General features: G+C 59.3%; 10 protein-coding genes. 6 read left to right on the forward strand and 4 right to left on the reverse strand.

The genetic code is table 11. The features are described from left to right. Positions 1-93: 93 nt before the first annotated feature. Entirely contained in the window at positions 94-2,532 is a 2,439-nt protein-coding gene (locus AC1D10_RS15770) for a GcvT family protein (protein WP_477273294.1), read from the reverse strand. A 268-nt stretch (positions 2,533-2,800) separates the two neighbouring features. Between AC1D10_RS15770 and AC1D10_RS15775 the strand changes: the two genes are divergently transcribed. Continuing rightward, entirely contained in the window at positions 2,801-3,310 is a 510-nt protein-coding gene (locus AC1D10_RS15775; protein ID WP_477273296.1) for a hypothetical protein, read from the forward strand. Between the two features lie 95 nt (positions 3,311-3,405). On the opposite strand, the gene AC1D10_RS15780 is transcribed toward AC1D10_RS15775, so the two are convergent. Then, the gene (locus tag AC1D10_RS15780) at positions 3,406-4,926 is read right to left on the reverse strand and encodes a caspase family protein (RefSeq protein WP_477273298.1); all 1,521 of its coding nucleotides are present in this window, start codon (positions 4,924-4,926) and stop codon (positions 3,406-3,408) included. 133 nt (positions 4,927-5,059) lie between these two features. On the opposite strand from AC1D10_RS15780, the gene AC1D10_RS15785 reads away from it, so the two are divergent. Continuing rightward, complete coding sequence (locus AC1D10_RS15785; protein WP_477273300.1) at positions 5,060-5,785, forward strand: hypothetical protein; 726 nt, start codon at positions 5,060-5,062, stop codon at positions 5,783-5,785. Positions 5,786-6,217: 432 nt separating this feature from the next. Beyond that, the gene (locus AC1D10_RS15790; RefSeq protein ID WP_477273302.1) at positions 6,218-9,487 is read left to right on the forward strand and encodes an autotransporter; all 3,270 of its coding nucleotides are present in this window, start codon (positions 6,218-6,220) and stop codon (positions 9,485-9,487) included. A 131-nt stretch (positions 9,488-9,618) separates the two neighbouring features. Here AC1D10_RS15790 and AC1D10_RS15795 read toward each other — a convergent pair whose 3' ends face one another. Beyond that, on the reverse strand, positions 9,619-12,192 hold the full coding sequence (locus AC1D10_RS15795; protein WP_477273305.1) for a glycosyltransferase: 2,574 nt from the start codon (positions 12,190-12,192) through the stop codon (positions 9,619-9,621). 95 nt (positions 12,193-12,287) lie between these two features. On the opposite strand from AC1D10_RS15795, the gene gmd reads away from it, so the two are divergent. Continuing rightward, complete coding sequence (gene gmd, locus AC1D10_RS15800) at positions 12,288-13,328, forward strand: GDP-mannose 4,6-dehydratase (protein ID WP_477273307.1); 1,041 nt, start codon at positions 12,288-12,290, stop codon at positions 13,326-13,328. A gap of 106 nt (positions 13,329-13,434) precedes the next feature. On the opposite strand, the gene AC1D10_RS15805 is transcribed toward gmd, so the two are convergent. Continuing rightward, a complete protein-coding gene (locus AC1D10_RS15805; RefSeq protein WP_477273309.1) occupies positions 13,435-14,226 on the reverse strand; it encodes a sulfotransferase family protein in 792 nt (263 codons plus the stop codon). A gap of 141 nt (positions 14,227-14,367) precedes the next feature. On the opposite strand from AC1D10_RS15805, the gene AC1D10_RS15810 reads away from it, so the two are divergent. Then, the gene (locus tag AC1D10_RS15810; RefSeq protein WP_477273311.1) at positions 14,368-17,106 is read left to right on the forward strand and encodes a hypothetical protein; all 2,739 of its coding nucleotides are present in this window, start codon (positions 14,368-14,370) and stop codon (positions 17,104-17,106) included. Beyond that, complete coding sequence (locus tag AC1D10_RS15815) at positions 17,103-18,017, forward strand: UbiA family prenyltransferase (RefSeq protein WP_477273313.1); 915 nt, start codon at positions 17,103-17,105, stop codon at positions 18,015-18,017. Before AC1D10_RS15810 ends, AC1D10_RS15815 begins: the two co-directional genes overlap by 4 nt. The last annotated feature ends 41 nt before the right edge of the window (positions 18,018-18,058 follow it).

Raw genomic sequence — 18,058 nt, forward strand, 5'->3', positions numbered from 1 at the left:
TCGGGAAATAGTCTCCACTCGAACGTCGTGTGCGTGACGACGTCACCGCTTTTTTGAGACGCGATGGCGACCTGATTGATCCCCCTCGGTGCCTCACATGCGCCCGCGCGCGCCTTCCGGGTCATAGGGAGAGTCGGAGATCACCCTTGCCGGGCGGCGCTCGCCGAGAATTGAAACCTCCAGCGCAGTGCCGCGGGCTCCGAGTTCCGGCGGCAGCAGCGCGAGTGCTATGTCGTGGCCAAAAGTATAGGAGTAGCCCGCCGAGGTGACGTGGCCGACAAGCTTGCCGTCGCGGTAGACGCCCTCACAGGCAAAGGCGCTCGCACCATCCGTATCGATGGACAGCGTGACGATCCGCCGCGCTGTGCCCTGCTTTTGCTTCGCGGCCAGCGCCGCGCTGCCGATGAAGTCGCCCTTGTCGAGCCTTATGAAGCGGTCGAGGCCGCTTTCCCAGGCTGACAGTTCGAGATTCATATCGCGGTACATGGCGCGGTAGGACTTGTCGAGACGCAGTGATTCCAGTGCCTGAAGCCCGACCAGCCTCAGCCCGTGCGCCTGTCCGGATGCCAGAAGCGCGTCCAGCAAGTGCCGCTGATAGCAAAGCGGATGGTAAAGCTCCCAGCCGAGCTCGCCCGAGTAGTTGACGCGCATCAGACGCACGTCGCTGGCCAGGCCGACGGTGGCCGACTGCACGCTGAACCAGGGGAAAGCCTCGTTGGACAGATCGATCTCGGTCAGCGGTTGCAGCACGTCGCGCGCCCTTGGCCCGACCACGGTGAAGCTGCCGCGATCGTTGGTGACGTTGCGCAGGTGCACACTGCCGTCCTTCGGCAGCAGTCGACTGAGGTCGTCGTAGTTCCAGCGCTCGGCGCGCGGCGTCGAGACGAGGTAGAAGAGGTCGCTCTGTAGCCGTGCCACCACATATTCGGCCTGCACGCCGCCGGCGGGCGTGAGATGATGCGCGAGAGCGATGCGACCGGGGCGAGGCAACCGGTTGGCGAGGATCCCGTCGAGCCAGTCCTCGGCGCCCGCGCCGCTGACCTCGAACTTGGTCATTGGCGTCATTTCGACCAGGCCGACGGTGTTGCGGACGGCGTGAACCTCCTCGCCGACATAGTTGCCCTTGGCGGTCCAGCGCCAGCTGTACACGTTGCGCGCCTCGACACCCGAGGGTGCGAACCAGCTCGGCATCTCCCAGCCGTTCAGCACGTCCCACACCGCGCCGAGCTGGCTGAGGCGGTCGTAGGACGGAGCCGTTTTCTGCGGCCGGGCCGCCGGCATGTCCTGGCCGGGATAGTGCTGTGCCGCATGGGTGCCCCACGCTTCCCTTACCTTCTCCCGGGTCCAGCTCTTGTTGGCATATTCGCCGAAGCGCCGCGGATCCAGTTCCGCCGTGTCGAGGCTGTTGCCGCCCTCGACAATCCGCTCTGAAAGATAATGGCCGATCGCTCCGCCCCACAGGATGCCACCCGGTACGCCTTCGGCGAGCCAGACATTCTCGAGCCCCCAGGCCGGGCCCATCAGCGGCAGCTCATCGGCCGTCATCTGGAAAGGTCCGCGCACATTCCTCTTGATGCCGGCGCGCCCGAGCGCGGGCACCAGTTCGCTCGCCCGCTCCCAGTTCCAGGAAACGGCGTCGAAATCCTCATCGAGCAGGTCGGCACCGAACCATTCCGGCACGCCGTTCTCGGCGAACAGCTTGAGCTGTTCGGTGCGCTCGTAGGGGCCGAACATCAGCCCGTCCCCCTCTTCGCGCAGGTAACCCTCGTAACCCTCGTCCCTCAGGATCGGCATCTCCGGAAGGCCCAGCCGCTTGCGTTCCACGATTTCGGGCACCGCGTCGGTGACCCAGTACTGGTGCACGATCGGGATTGCGGGAATGTCGAGGCCCAGCATGGCGCCGGTCTGGCGTGCATAATTGCCCGTGGCGAGGATGACATGCTCGCAGACGATGTCGCCACGGGAGGTTCTGACCTTCCAGTCGCCGTCCGGCATCCGCTCGAAACCCGTTACTTCGGTGCCGAGATGGATCTTGGCGCCGAGGTCGCGCGCGCCCTTGGCCATGGCCTGGGTCACGTCCGCAGGCGCGATGTGGCCGTCATCGGGATGATACAGGGCGCCCAGCATGCCGCTGTTGTTGAGGAGCGGCCAGATCTCGCGCGCCTCGGCCGGCGATACGATCCGCGCCCGCACGCCCTGGACCTCCGCGACGTCCATGTAGCTGCGATATTCGTCGAGCCGGTCGCGTGTGTTGGCGATGCGCAGCTGGCCGCATTTGTGCCAACCAACCTTCTGACCGGTCTCGGCCTCGAGGCCTTCATAGATCTCGATGGATTTGGCGATCATGCGGCCGACGTTGAGACTGCGCGCAAAGGAGGGTATGAGCCCGGCCGCATGCCAGGTCGAACCGGCGGTAAGCTGCGTTCGCTCCAGCAACGCGACATCGCTCCAGCCGCGCTTCGCCAGGCCGTAAAGAATGCCTGCGCCGACACAGCCGCCACCAACGACCACGGCACGAACGCGAGTCAACATATACGATGCCCCCGGATGGAATTATCATGAGCTATATAGAGGGTGATCGCCCAGAGGAAAACCAACGAGATCGCAACGCAGCGAAGTGCGCGTCGCCAGGCCACCTAAAGCCTGCCCGCGCAATGTAGCCACGCGGTCGATACGCGGCTATTTATTGGGGCCACTGTTCGGCCTATCAGGGGCCATCCGGCCCTGGGGAGGGAATGGAACTTTCTGCCGGTCGGCGGGCTTTCGGATATGTCAGTCGGAGGACGATGTGGAGAATTCGATGCGGAACACGATGCTGGCCCTCGCGGCAGTTGCGCTCGCCGCATGCCAATCGGCTCCTGAAGCGCCGCAATCCGCCGCTCCCGAACCTGCGTTGGGTCCAGCCACCATTCCTTCCCAGCCCGCCTTGGGTCCTGCCGCTGTTTCCCCTGGCTCGGCAGTCATGGATCAATCCGTGACGATCACTCCCCCAGCGAAGGGCGTTCCAACAAGGTACGCTGCGTTTTCGGGCATGTGGGCTGGACGATTGGAGGGAATGTATGAAGGCAAACTCGCCGTGCAGACGATTTCTTCGAAGGGAGGGGTGACGGTCACCTATGCGTGGGGAATTCTGGGCGACAACAATCCGGGAGAGGCTGCCGGCGAAGGAAGAATTGTAGGGACTACTTTGAAGCTTGGGCGCCTCCCGAATGGCGCGGACGTCAGTTTTATGATGCTGCCCGACGCGACCCTGGCCGCAACCTATGCGCTTGCCGGCCAGACCTACACGGGCGTGTTCACCAGGCAATGATCAAGGAAGATTCGGTCGCGATCCCGCGGTCTTGATCCGCGTGATCGCGCCGATGGACAATCTGCCGATAATGAAGCTTGCCTGATCGCCGATACCTAAAACACACCACCAATGCCGATGCCCGCACCAATGTCTGGCGGCGGGGCTGCTGGGCGTTGTGGGGCGGCCTGTGAGCGTTTCGCAGCCTTGCGGCCGGAACTGGTTCGCGAGGGGTCGGCATCCGACGCAACTTTGGCCGGCTTGGCCTTGACGATGACCGGCTGCTTGCAGATTCTGCCGGAGCGCAGAAAGAGATCGCCGAGCAGTCCGACGGTCGGCTCGGTTGTCGATGCGACTTGCTTGGTGTTTTTGTAATAGTCGGTGAGGGCGCGGATGGAGCCCGTGCCCCAGTCGCCATCAACCTGCATCCGGTAGCAACCCAGGCGACGAAGTTCAGTCTGGATGCTGCGCGCGAGATCGCCCGCCTTGTCCTTGTCCGCTTCGCCCGCCGATGCGCCGACAATGAGGGTTTCGAGGCCGGAGACGACGCTTTGGCGAGCATCTTCAACACTTTCAGTTGCAGACAGATTGGCGACCTGGGTGCCAACCGGCGCCGGTAAATCGGCCGGCGGTGCCGGAATTTCGACCGACCGCAAAGTCTGCCCGACGACAAGCACGGCAGTTTGCAGGTCGTTGGAGGCAAGCTCGACCTGCAATCTCTTCTTTGCGATGGGGTCCGCCAGAATTCGCGAAAGGCTTGCGCTCAACTGTGCCGGATCGAGTGCCTGCTGCTCCGTGAAATAGAACTGCTCGCGCAGGTTCGATTGATCCCACGGCACTTGACGGCCAACCGTCAACGCTTCGGTTTCGTTGCGGACGCGGATCATCATGTCCGAGACGCTGAGCCCGGGAATCTCGAGATTCTTCAGCAACGCAATGGTAAACGGGCTGTTTTCGCCGCCGCCGTCGGCTGTGACATTGCCGGGCTGAGTGGCAAAGGCAATGAACGTGTTTTCACCGACGTCAACTTGTGCCAGACCATCGCCCGCGCCGGCGCCGGGACCGAGCGGATTGTTGCGGCATGCGTCCAGGAATATGAATGTCTGGCGGTCCCGGCGCGCGAACCTAGCGATCACATCATTCAGCTTGATCGCGCTGGCCGTCAGTTTTTCCAGGCTTTCAGGATCGGGCGTGTCGACCGGGAGCAGGTAGTTCTCGCCACGCAACTGCACGCCATGGCCGGCATAGAAAATCAAGACGGCACTGGTTGTCGGCAATTTTGCATCAGCGTCTCGAAGCAGTTTGGCGAAACCCTCTGTCGAAAGATCGGTTCCCGTCAGCACTTCGAAATTCAGCCGCTTCAGACTCTCTGAAAGCCGTGTGGCATCGTTTGCCGCATTGGGGAGATGCTCGAGCCGGGAGCTTTGATAGTTCGAATTGCCGATGACGATCGCCAGCCGATTGCGCGGCTGCGGCGGCGGGTTCTGCTCGACCGCGGCGCGCGCGCCAGCCGAGCCAAGAAGCACGAGAAGCAGAAGCAGGGGAATGCGAAGCAGGAGTCTATGGCAATGGGTCATATCAACATGCCCGTTCCGGTCTGCGTCGATCCTGGTCTTGCAACCTTCGAAGCGCACCACGACGCAACACAATCATGCCTAACCGTATGGACCCCGTGCCGCCGAAGGCCAGCAAAAAATTTATACCAAGAATCATGTCAAAGATAGGGAAAAGGGATTTGTATGGACTCACACTGGACTGTGGGAGGACACGATGCCGATCAAGATCAACCTTGCGCTGCCGGTTTATGGAGCGGCCTACAAAAGCGTCTTCGTTCGCAGCCTCTTCGCGGCCCTGACCCACAAGAGCCTGTCCGGCTACGCCTTCACGCTGTCGGAAATCGAATACACGGATATCCCGTTTTCCCGGAACTATCTGCTGACGAATTTCTACTACAAGAAGCCGGATTGCAGTCACATCCTGATGATCGACAGCGACATGGGCTTTTCCCCCGATCTCATCGCGGCGATGCTGGCGCTGGACAAGCCGGTGGTCGGCACTTTGTATCCCCGGCGCACGGTCGATCTCCAAAAACTCCACTCACTGTCGGCGCTGCCCTTCGACAAGGCCTTCGCACAAAGCCTGGAGTTTATTGGAACCATTGTCGAACCCCGGCAAAAGTTAGGAGGCTTTGTCCGGGTATCGTTATGTGGCACGGGTATCTTTCTTGTCTCCCGCGACTGCGTGACGACGATAATCGAGAAGTTGCCTGAGACAGTGGATCGGTCTCGTTACCGAAAGAACAAGTACACCACTCAGTTCGAGAATTTCCTGACGCCGTTCGCCAAGATCGTGACGCCGGAACTGGATCTGCCTACCGATTTTTCTTTCTGCCACCGCTGGGCGCAGCAGTGTGGCGGTGAAATATGGGCAAGCTACGACCGCAAGATTGCACATGCCGGAAACTTGACCGTGTCGGCAGCGTATTCTGATCTATAAAATATACCCTTTGAACTGTGGGCCTGGGGGTGAACAGATCATTTCGAGCTTTTCTATAGTGACCTTCTCGCCACAGATGGCCTGATAGTCGCCGAGGGCGAACGGCCAAACCATTGCCGTAGAGCAACTCGCCGCGTACAGTCTCGGCCAGGCGGATTGACAACAAGTCCCGATCAGATGGGTCGATGGTCCGATATCAATCTGCCTTAGTGCCGGTATCGATTTCTCGTAAGGCGAGGTCGAATGAAAGTGCCGTGCGAAGCCTATCAGTTGGCGGGCGTCTCGTTGCTTGCGTTAGCGGCAGCATCCACGTTCGAAATATCTGGCGCTGCAGCCTGCTCCGCCGTTGCAAGCGGCGCAGGCAATCCGTTTGACACGACGTCAGTAACCGTGGAGTGCAGGACGACCGGGGATTTTCAGGACGTCGATGGCGTGTTCACGACTCGGTTCACCGGGTACGAAGGGCTCGACTTGAGTTCGTCACTAGTCATCGTCAACGACTATGATGGCAATGGCGACGACATCGTAAACATTTTTGGCGGCACCCTGACCGACGACGCGGCGACAACGCCCGCCGTAACCGGCCTGCCGCCGGTAGGGTCGACCTCCTTGCAACCGGCGGATGGAACCATCGAACTCCTGGATGGCAACGACCAGCTTGAGATGTCCTATGGGGATTTCGACGGCGAGCCATTCGCCCCCAACGTCATGGCCAATCTCAATACCGGGGCGGGCGATGACAAGGTCGTCATCCAGGCCGGCAGCATTCAGGACATCGACCTTGGCGAAGGCAATAATTCGCTGGAGATGATCGGCGGTGAAATCGACGGTTCAGTCATCGGCGGAGATGGCATCGACACCATCACCTTAGGCAACGATACAAGCGTCACCGATGGCAATAGCGGCGTTGTCACCGGATCTGTTTTCACCAATGGCGGCGCCGATATCGTCACCATCAAGAACGGCGCCATAGTTTACGGCGATTCGGAAGGAGGAGATGCCATCGGGCTTGGCGACGGCGACGACCATTTCACGATGACCGGTGGCATCCTCGACGGTAGTCTGAGTGGTGACGGTGGCAACGACACGCTGGTTGTCAGCGGGGGCGCGATCCGCAGCTACGTGACCGGAAACGCAGGCGACGACCAGATCACCATAAACGGCAATGCCGCGGTCGATCTCTATGTCGATGGAGATATCGGAAACGACACGATAACGGTCGGCGGCAAGGCCACCATCGGCGGTAGCATATTCGGCAACGAAGGCGACGACACCGTCAACATCAATGGCGGTACCATCGGGATGACCGCGGCTCCGGGCATCGTCGACCTCGGCGACGGCGCCGATATTTTCACCATGACGGCGGGCCGTGTGACCGGTTCGGTTTTCGGCCAAGGCGGCGGCAACACCTTTGACGTGAGCGGCGGCAGGATTGACGGTTCGATTTTCGCCGGCAGCCAGAACGACAAGGTCACGATCTCAGGCAACGCCAGTATCGGCATCGACCTTGGTGAGGGTGGGAACGGCATCGATTCTGTCGGCCTCGAAGATGGCGACGACAGCTTCCTGATGACCGGCGGCACGCTCGGCGGCGCGGTGAGCGGCGGCGCCGGCAACGACACGATCGATTTCCGTGGCGGTTCGATCACCGGTTTCATCGAAGGCAATGACGGCAACGACCGGATTTTCATCGCTGGCGGCAACCTGACCGGCGAGGTCATCGGCGATCTCGGCGACGATCTGATCGTGATCAGCAGCGGTACGGTCAGCGGGCCGGTCTCGGCGAACGACGGCAACGATACGCTCAACATGACCGGCGGCACCGTCGGCAGCTCGGTCAGCGGTGGCGACGGCAATGACACGCTGAATATCGGCGGCGGCACGATCGGCGGCAGTCTTACCGGCGATAACGGCGATGACGTGATCACGGTTTCCGGCGGCGCCGTCGCCGGCAACGTCACCGGCGGCGCCGGCTTCGACAATGTCTCGGTCGTTGGCGGCACCATCACCGGCGGCATCGACGCAGAGCACGTTCATCTGTCGGGCGGCACGATCGGCGGCGACGTCACCGGTATCGGCCCCAACACCCTGATCATCGACAATGTGGGCGCGGTCGATCCACTCAATTTGCGCGATGGCGTGCTTTTCAGTGGAACGAATGCCAATGGCACCGTCACCGACACCGACCTTGCTGTCGGCGGCAAGAGCCAGAATTTCACCGGCTTCGACAATTTCTCGGCCGACAATTCCACGCTCCGCTTCAGCGGTGGGACACAAGGCATCAACCAGCTCAACCTGGGCAACGGCTCGACGCTGTTCATCAACGGCAACGTCACCATGCCGGGTTCGATCATCGCGACGAATTCTCTGATCAACATGACGGACGGTATCGCCGACGACGTGTTGACGCTCGGCGGCCTCACACTCAACGGCGCCAGCATCAGCCTCGACATCAACCAACAGACGCTGCAGTCGGATCAACTCGTTGCCAACGCGTTTTCGGCCACCGGCGCCAACACCATCATCGTCAATCTGCTGGGTACGCCGCAATTCGCCCAGGCGACCGATATCCCGCTCATCGTCTCGACTAGCGGGCCGATTGCCGGGACCTTCAATGTCCAAGGCATTCCCGGCACGCCGGGGTCGCTTTTCACCTATGAAATCGTAGCTGGCCCGAATGGCTTGTTCCTGCGTGCCACGCCGGCCAATTTCGGTATTGCCGCGGCGCCCACCAGCGCCACCAACGCCGGCGCGGTCGCGGTGGCAATCGACGCTCTCTACGGCATAAACCGTGACGCGCTCGAGTCCGACCTCAACCTCTCGCCCGCGACCGGGGGTGCAATGGTGCCGGTTTCGTCCAGCTTCGGCGTGTTCGCCTCCGGCCAGTTCGCTCATACCGAACATGACGGCTACGACATCAGTGGCGGTGGTTTGAATGGCCCCGGCCCGAGCTTCGATGCCAATGATTTTTCGGCCGCCATCAGCCTGGATTTCAATGCCGCCAAACACTTCCAGTTCGACAATGAGTATGGCCTGAACATCGGCGTTTTCACCGGCTATGCCTCGACCGATGTCAACCTCGGCGCGTTCCGGGGATTTGATGCCATCGGCGAAGGCACCAACAAGGCCGGCATGTTCGGCGGCTACGCGCTGTTCCGCAAGAACTACGACTACGCGCTGGTCTCCGCTTCCGGCTTCATCGGCGGAAGCGACGTGACCAACGGCGTGCTCGGCACCACAGGCAGCTACGACACCAAGGGCTTTGCCGTCACCGGGACGGTCGGCCATATCTTCAAGCTGGGCGACCGCGCCCGGTTCGACCTGCGCGGCGGCTTGCTCGGCGTTTCCTTCCGCGGCGATTCCTATACGGACAGCGGCGGCAACGAGTTCGGCAAGAGCCGCCTGTCCTTCGGGGCGGTCAAGTTCGAACCGGGCATCTATGCGGACTATCCGCTGGAAAACAGCATGGTGTTCAGCCCCTACGCGCGGACGGAGTTTCAACAGCGCTTCAACTACAAGAACACGACGGATATCGACACCAGGGAGATCGACTTCGATGATGCCGATTTCTCGGTTGCGCTGTCGACCGGTTTCAATCTGAAAGTGTCGCAAACCAAGACAGTGAGCGGCGAGGTCCGCGGCAAGTGGTCGGCGGACAGTTCGAATGTCGGCGGCAAGCTGGGCCTGAAGATTTCCTTCTAGTTGGAGGCTGCGAGCGGGTGCGCCGTCCTAGTGGGTCGCTGGTGGAGCGATCGGCGAGGGAGCAGGGGGATTGGCTGCTGCTCCCACATAGCCGCGAATAGCTGCTGCACCTGGCCATCGCTATGGGCTGTTCAGTATTTCGATATGGAATTCCTGTATCCTTGGATGTCTTGAAGGCGATTTGCGATCACCTTGCCGACCACCTCGGGGCTGTGCACCGCAGCCATGTAGGTCCGAGCGCGCTCGCCGACCGAAGTGACGGTCTCGATATTGTCCGCAAGTTGCGCCATGACCCGGGCAGCTTCATCTATGTCGGGATCGGCCCATTTCTGCCCTTCGATGAAATAGGGGTATTGATCGGGCTCCACGCTGATCAATCGGTATGGAATCGGAAAACCCGTTTGCGTGCTGACGAAGTCTTTGCTTCCCGAAAAGTCCGTTGAAATAACGGCCTTGCCCATCGCCATGGCTTCGGCAATTCCCAATCCGAAGCCTTCCGAGCGATGCAACGAGACGAAGACATCGCAGGATTTTGTCAGGCAATATGTTTCGGTTCGAGTCAGAACCTCGTCAATCAAGACAACCCGCTTGTCGGTCTGCGCCAGACCACGAATTGAATTCAGAATTGCGCGTTTGTGTGGGCTGTTGCCCATTGTCTTGATCACCAAGGAAATCCGTCGATTGCGGTCCTGTCCGAACGCGCGAAGATAGGCCTGCAACACGGCATCCGGGTTCTTGCGGTCCGGGTAGGACGAGAAGTCGAATGCAAACAAAAATGCGGTGGAATCCTTTGGAATCTGAAAACGCTCCCGGTTCGGCTCAATGTCGGGCGGGACGGATATAGCCACCGGGATGTGCGTAACCGGACGGTTCGTACCGGCTATGAAGGCGTCACGGACGAAGGCCGTCGGCGCCCAAATTTCGTCGACATCTTGCAAGCTATCCAACCATTGCGGATAGATCAGAGGCAGTTCCCAGAAAGGCCTGACGATATTGTATCTGTTCTTCAGAATGCCGACGCCGACTCCATGAATGGTCGACCCCAGCATGTCGGCGTTGACGCAGAAAACGTTCACCATTTTGGAAGGTCGCGCGGCGATACGGTGCGTCAGGGCTCTGTCCCTGTGCGACGAAAGAACCTGCTCGTCAAAATTCGTGACATCGTAATTGATGCCCGCGCTCTCAATTGATCGGGCCAGCGAGCGCATTGCTTCACCGACGCCCGTTTCTGAAAAAGGGTAACCGATGAGGGATAGCCCGGGCGCAAGCGTAGTCTGGGTTGTTGTATCGACACTTGCGGGCCAGGCACGCCTGAACATCGCATCGAGAAATTGCTTTCGCCTGGCCGGCGGCACCATTCTATAGAGCCAGCGAATGTGAGGTTGAGCTCTTAGGAGAGTTCGATAGGCACGGCGCGCGACACGAGTTGCAATGACCGAGGTTTTGGCCGAAACGTCTGGTGTTCCATTCGGGCCGGTCCGCGAAGCGTCAAGTTGCCTAATTCTTTTGGCGACCGTTTTCGTGAACCTGGAAGGAATCCCGGCCGACTTTGCGCCACCGGAGATATACCAGTCGGCGTAGTTTATCTGGGATCGCCCCTCTTGGAGGGGGAAGTAGGATTGCAGATCGCGTCTCGTCGTCCAGAGCGCGTGCGCGAGCTGCGTGACCACACCACCGGGGTTTGGATTGATGTCGGCTGGACGGTCGAGAATATCGGGCATCAGGGCGAAGGGATCGCCCTCGAAAGGCTCGAGCTTCTCACGATAGATAATTCGCGCCAGGTTCGGAATATCGATGCCGTCAGAAAACGTCCCGAAGCCATAGGGCACTATGGAAAACCTGCTTGCTCCGAAATCTTCCAATCGGTCATGATAATCGACCAACAGGCCTCCTAACGCCTCGTTAGACGTTGGCTTCCACCGCTGCTGGTGCTTTGATAGGACGCTCCGGTCGCCGGGTGTGATCCCGCTGAAGTGAAAGAAAGCGAGTGGAAAGCCGTTGATCTCGTATCTCTCACTCGTCTTTTTGATCGTTCGGGTGTCCAGGTTCCAGTACGCTACGTTGTAAGCCGGATCGCGCAGGATGTGCGTGCCGGAGCAATAGGCGGGCCACAGGTCCATGAACTTCTGGTCAACGAAAATCCCGTCGCTCAGGCGATTTGAGACGCACTCGTTTCGCAGGCGCGTCTCCCACCACTCCAGCAGAGCCGACGTCTCGTCCGTCTTGGCGAGGGCCAGAAATCCCAGATTGTATATTCCCGATCGCATGAAGGTCAGGTCGTTTGGACTTTCGGAATGGAGGTTTGGCGCAAGAGCGTGCGGCGTCAGGACGGACGTCGCTCCCTCATCCAACGCCTGCAAGATCTCGTCGAAACGGCGATAGGCAAGGATGTCCGGATCGAGGTAAATGACGCGATCAAAACCTTCGGCGAAAAGTTGCCGAAATACCGTCGGCTTGATCGCCGTATTCAGCTCCATGACATCGTAGCGAAAACTGAAGGCGCGATGATCTTGCAGATCGAGATCGTCGAAGAAAATATGAGCGTCGAACTCGGGAAAGACGTCGCTTCCCAAATCCTCCCGACGTGTGTCGGCGATGGCAAGTATGCATGAAAAGTCTGGATGGTGACGGGCAAACGAAGACGCAAGCGCCCGGGAATAGTGGAGATAATTCCAGGATGAAATCGTAAAAAACGCATTCCTCATGCTTTGCCCGAATCCCTTTGCCTTCACCCCAAAACATTGCCATAGCGCACGACAAGGGGAATCCACAATTCGCGCGCGCGAAGGGGCAACAGGCTGTGGCAAACAAGACCGCATTCATAACGGGCATCACCGGTCAGGATGGAGCCTATCTATCGAAGCTGCTGCTCGACAAGGGATACCGTGTGGTCGGCTCCATGCGCCGTACGTCGGGCATTGGCACATGGCGCCTGCAAAGTCTTCAGGTTCTGGACGATATCGAATTCGCGTCGATGGAGCTGACCGAAGACTCAAACGTGCGTGCAGTGCTGGAGAAAATCAAACCCGACGAAATATACAACCTCGCGGCTCAGAGCTTTGTCGGCGATTCTTTTACGCAGCCCATCTACACAACTCAGGTGACCGGGGTCGGCGCCTTGAGATTGCTTGAAGGCGTCAGAACCGTCGTCCCGACGGCAAAATTTTATCAGGCTTCAACGTCCGAAATGTTCGGCAAAGTGCAACAGGTTCCGCAGACTGAAACGACCCCCTTTTACCCGCGCAGTCCCTATGGCATCGCCAAATTGTTCGCGCATTGGACCGTTGTAAACTACAGGGAAGCATACGGGTTGCATTGCTGCAGCGGTATCCTCTTCAATCACGAGTCGCCGTTGCGGGGCGTGGAGTTTCTCCCTCGAAAAGTGACGCTTGGCATGGCCAAATACGCGGTGAAGGGCGAGGGACCCCTGCGGGTCGGAAATCTGGAGGCGAAACGAGATTGGGGCCACGCCAGGGACTACGTCGACGCCATGTGGAGGATGCTGCAAACGGCGCCTGTGATGGATTTTGTCGTGGCGACCGGCAGAACACATACCGTTCGTGATTTCGTCGAAATGGCCGCGAGCGCCTGCGGCATCTCCCTGGATTGGCAAGGAACGGGGCACAACGAGCTAGGCATCGACCGAGCTACGGGGAACATCGTTGTATCTGTTGACCCAGCTTTCTACAGACCATCGGAGGTTGACCTTCTTGTCGGCGACCCCTCTCTTGCGAAAGAGGTACTAGACTGGAGTCCCACGGTTCAACTGGAGGATCTGGTCGCCGAGATGGTTGAGGCCGATATGCAGCGGGTCTCCTCAAACCATGTCTCTGGGTTTTAGCAGACTGGCAGACTAGAGCCTGTTCCATCCCGATGGAATCGCTCTATCTCTGCGTTTGAGCATGATCGCCAGAGAAAACCGGATTCCACTTTTCGGGGATCATGCACTAGTATCCCCATAGCTCAACCAGATCGCGACCGATCAGGTCGCTGGCTGTGGAAACCTCGGCCGCGAACAGCTTCTTCAAATCGCCTGCTACGTCGTCGGCGATTTCCGTTTCGAAGCCTTCCGCGCGATTGTCCCAGTACTGCTGGTTCACCCCGACGCCTAGAAATCGCTGTAATTGTTGCTCCCATGCCCCCTTCGCGCACAAAGGCTGCGAATGGATCAGGTCCTCATAAATCAAGACCAGTATTTGTTTTCGGGGAAAGGATTGATAATAACGCCGCAAATGCCTGCCGTAGAAAGAGTGAACGATGTTCGTAGATGCAGAATACCAGGAATTATCCTGCGCTCTATGACTGCTGATCTCAATCAAGCCATTCTTTATGTACGAATTTATGTCCAGGCTTAGGTCCGGACCCAGCGATGCGTCGATCTTGCCCTTCATGTGCCGGTACTGTGAAATCACACGGCTGACCGGATCCCTGAGAGTCGCTATGATTTTTGCTTCCGGATTGTAAGATCTAATACGCTCCGCCACCTGCGCACTTGAGAGATAGACGGGCGAGATGTCGGCGAGATAGCGGTGGTCGATCGCTGCCCCGGTGAAGTGCATATCGTAGCGGGCGTCGGTGACGTCATCGTCGATGCCGAAGCCATTAACTTCTTTCTCTTCGGGTACAAAGACGTCTCGTGTAGCGCTCAGCATCCTTGCCAGGCTGCTCGTCGCAGTCCGTGGCGCACCGATCCCAATCAGATTTGCCCGCCTTGAGGTGGGCGTCTTCAATGCTGGCAATTTTGCCTCCCGGGAAAGCCGGCGACCAAGCGTGGCTTCAATATTCCTAATGTTCCTGTTGACGCGCCAAGGCGATCATTGTCGAGCGCCGCGCGCGCCACTATGAGCTTCGATAGAAAGTATGGAATGGGAAAATTATAGGTGACCGCGGCAATTACGGCGCAAGTCCCGGCAGTATCGGAGCCGGCTTTTCGGCGCATTTGCGCTCGCGATTTTGCAATGGCTTTGCTCCTTGGGCTCCTCTCCTTCCTGGTCTACAACGCAAACCTGCGTTCGATAACTGCGGCCGACAGCTATGCGGCGCGCTACCTGCCCTTTTCGATCTGGCAGAATCACAGCCTGACCTTGAATCCAATTCTAACCATGGTGGCTCAGGGGCGAAAACCTCCAGCCACGCAGGAGAAGGGTGACACCGCACACTGGGTTCTGAAGGTGCGGGGAGACCAATATGTATCGAAATTTCCCATTGTCGTTCCCGTCATCCTCTCCCCATTCTATTTGCCGGCAGTCATTTATCTGAACCACCATGGTTCCGACCCGCTGCTGTTCGACGAAGTCGCCCGGATCATGGAAAAGCTTTGCGCTTCTTCGTTGGCGGCGGTGTCCGTCGGTCTGCTCTATTTGCTCCTGCGACGACGGACGGATGAAGGGTGGGCCGCCATCCTGAGCCTGCTCTACGCATTTGGCACGACGACATGGGTTATCAGCAGCCAAGCCCTCTGGATGCATGGGCTCGCCCAGTTGCTGGTCGTGGCCACCATGCTTTTGCTCACGGGACCAAGCACGGCATTGCGGGTCATCCTGGCAGGACTGCTTTGCGGGCTTATCGCGGCGAACCGCCAGCCCGATGCCATACTGGCGGCGGGTCTGGGTATCTATGGCCTGTGGTGGGCCGGCCGCATAAGATCGTTATTCGTTTTGTCGGGCATGGTTCCCGTCGCATTGACCATCGCCTACAATATCATGCTCGTCGGCAATGTTGCAGGGGCCTATGCGGTTCATGTTCGGCCCGAAAATTTCAACGACAGCATAATGGGCGGTATTGCAGGCCTTCTTATCAGTCCGACCCGGGGCCTCTTCGCCTTCTCGCCGTTCCTGCTGTTCGTTCCCTTGTTTTTTCGTCGCGTCGCTGTCGAGCGCTCAGGACGAGGACTGACGGTAGCCATTGGTTGCGCCATGATCGTGCAATTGCTTCTCTACGCCATGATCGATTGGAGGCAGGGCGTGTCCTGGGGGCCTCGATGGCTCACCGACATGCTGCCTATGCTGATGTGGATGCTTCCACCTGTCGTGAAGGCTCTATCTCGGAAAGGGCGTGTTGCATTCGGGCTTGCATCACTTGTGGCGATCTCAATGCAGACGATCGGTGCCTTCTGGTACACCGGCATCGCCGACACCCCCATCGTCACCGCCAACGGACCAGACAGAATGCGACCTGCCTGGGACATCCACAACGCGGCCTTTATCGCCGAACTCAGTCACCCGCGTGTCCAAGCCGATCTGATTGTCGATCTGCGTGGCAACATCGATGCCGTAAATGTCCCGCCCATCGGTCAAGGCACCGGCGGCGGGCAGCTTGAGATCCTTGGATGGTCGCTCACCAACGACCACTCTCCCAGCGACGTCGCCGTGCTGATCGATGGCCGGCCGGTCGCTGGAACCAGGGAATTCTTTGCCCGTGCCGATGTTGAGAAGGCGCTCGGCCAGGCGAGCCCGGCCGGGTGGCGCGTCACCATCCCAATCGATCAGGTAACCCCGGGAGAGCATCTGTTGGCGGTGTTGGTGCGCGCCACCGAGGGTGGCGAGCCTCGTCTGCTGAAGCAGACCTCTTTCTTCCTGGCGCCGGACAATGAGGCACTTGAGCATGTGACGGATCTGCCAAGTGCGGCACGGCGCGCCGTGCAGATGCTCGCAGGCCATCAGCAGGCCGGCGGCTATTGGCTGACCTCCTATACGAGCGCAATGCGATTTGAGCAGCCGCGCCAGGAACTCAATACCTACCTCAACGCCATCATGCTTGATGTCGTCAGCCCTGTCGCCGAAGCCGCCGGCGCGAAAGACATGCTTGCAAGGGCGCGACAGTTCCTGGCTGCTCAGATCGAGCAAACCGGCCTTGTTCGATACCACGGCCGACCAGATGCGCCCACGATCGGCACTCTCGGCTGCGCCATCACGCCCGATTCCGATGACACCGCCCTGGCATGGCGGGTCGCGCCCAGCGAAACGAGTGACCTGCTGCAACCCGCGCTTGCCACCATAACGCAGTTCAGGCGGCCTGACGGACTCTACCAGACCTGGCTCGCGTCACGTGACAAATATCAATGCCTCGATCCCGGACGCGACCCCAATCCGGCGGATGTCGGGATCCAAATGCATCTATTCCTGTTTCTCGAACAGGTGGACAAACCGGCCGCGCGTTCGCTGTGCGAAGCGCTCGCGAAAAAAGCGGGCGACGACGATATCTGGGTCTACTACGCCGGTGCACCGCTCATGATCACTCTGCGGTTGGCAGACCTGGAAAAGGCCGGCTGCTCGCCGCAGTTTCCCCAAGCGCGACTGCGCACCGAAATTCCTGGACAGGCGATCTGGCTGCGCGCCGCCGACCAGCTTCGGCAGGTGGAAAGCCAAGCCGGCTCATATGCTGCCTACCAGCGTACGACCGACCTGCTGACCGATATCGCCGCGGATGACTTTTCCTTGATGAGCCATACGCCTCCGCTGCTGTATCACAATGACCTCACCGCGACGGTGAAGCGATTCTATTGGTCGCAAGATTTCGGATATGCGCTCTGGTTGCGGCTCTATTTCGAGAACGAACGTATGCTATCAAAGCTTCCTTGTGGTTCCGGCGGCTCGGAACAAAAATGTGGTGAGAAGTGACGCAAATCGCGAGCGAAACAGTCGGTCAAAGTCGCCCCCGGGCGGTACAGCTACTGTTCCGTTGGTTCTCTTGTATCCGTTTCGATGAAGTCGCAGCACTTCAGGCCACTCCGATCATCGGTGCGGTTTTTTCAATCGGAGCGCTGTCGGCGAGCCATGCTCTGACCGTGGCCACGATGATAGCCGGCAATTTCTGCCTGATGGCTCATGTGTTTGTTCTCAACGACTGGTCAGGGATCGACGGAGACCTCAGAGACCCGGACCGAGCCAACCGAACATTCGCGGCAAAAGGTTTGACGCGTACGGAAGTCGGCTATCTTGCCGGCTCATTGCTGGCGATCAGTCTGCTCCTGTTTGGGCTGATAAACATTAGGGCACTCGTTGCTGCAATGGCGATCGCCGGGTTGAGCGCTCTGTATTCCAGCCCCACCCTGCATTTGAAGGGTGCGCCGCTTTTCAACTCGGCCCTGCATTTTTTCGGCGGCTGCGCACATTTCCTGCTCGGCTATGCGGCTTTTGGCGCGATCGACGCACAGGGCCTCGTCGTAAGTTGTTTCTTTGGGTTGGTATTCACCGCCGGCCATTTCACGCATGAGGCGCGCGATTATGACGTTGACCTGCTCAACGGCATACGGACGAACGCTGTGGCGTTTGGCAAGACCAGAAGTTTTGTCGCAGGTCTCGTCCTTTTTATCTCGGCATATGCGTTCGTTGCCGCGTTGGCCGCGCTCGGGTTCGTTCCGCACGTCCTCGTCTTTGCCGCTGTATTCATTCCGGTACATCTGTGGGCTTCCCGCCGCGCCATGCGGGCCGGCCTCACTGCCGACAACCTCCGTCGACTGCAACGGTGTTACCGGGCGCTCTTCGCCATCATTGGCATCGTCATGATCCTGATGGTCGCTTTGTCCTAGCCGGCAGTGTCGGTTCCACCGCAACAGCTGACCCGACGGCC

Source organism: Mesorhizobium sp. P2_A8, assembly GCF_056404935.1.

Excerpts from the sequence above, each read along its gene's own strand:
- AC1D10_RS15770 (WP_477273294.1), bottom strand. The coding sequence starts at position 2,532 with ATGTTGACTCGCGTTCGTGCCGTGGTCGTTGGTGGCGGCTGTGTCGGC.
- AC1D10_RS15775 (WP_477273296.1), top strand. The coding sequence starts at position 2,801 with ATGCGGAACACGATGCTGGCCCTCGCGGCAGTTGCGCTCGCCGCATGC.
- AC1D10_RS15785 (WP_477273300.1), top strand. The coding sequence starts at position 5,060 with ATGCCGATCAAGATCAACCTTGCGCTGCCGGTTTATGGAGCGGCCTAC.
- AC1D10_RS15795 (WP_477273305.1), bottom strand. The coding sequence starts at position 12,192 with ATGAGGAATGCGTTTTTTACGATTTCATCCTGGAATTATCTCCACTAT.